Raw genomic sequence first — 257 nt, 5'->3', positions numbered from 1 at the left:
GATGGCGCTGGAGTGGCGGGAGCAGGAGATGGCGCTGGAGCGGCGGGAGCGGGAGAGGGCGCTGGGGTGGCAGGAGCAGGAGATGGCGCTGGGGTGGCGGGAGCAGGAGATGGCGCTGGGGTGGCGGGAGCAGGAGATGGCGCTGGAGGGGAGGGAGCCGGAGATGGCGCTGGAGGGGAGGGAGCCGGAGCGGGAGTCGGGGACGGTGAGGGCGCTGGAGAAGGACTCAGGGAAGGAGTCGGAGTTGGCGCGGGAGC

The 257-nt window shown here is 73.2% G+C and carries 1 protein-coding gene; it reads left to right on the top strand.

The annotated features are described in order from the left end of the window. Positions 1–257 (top strand): hypothetical protein (locus tag VTU_RS33835; protein WP_010107199.1); only part of this gene is annotated, 257 nt, incomplete at both ends.

This window comes from Verminephrobacter aporrectodeae subsp. tuberculatae At4 (genome assembly GCF_000193225.1).
GTDB lineage: Bacteria > Pseudomonadota > Gammaproteobacteria > Burkholderiales > Burkholderiaceae_C > Acidovorax > Acidovorax aporrectodeae.
The sequence above is the reverse complement of the archived record's forward strand: the minus strand, read 5'-3'. Positions and strand labels throughout refer to the sequence as shown.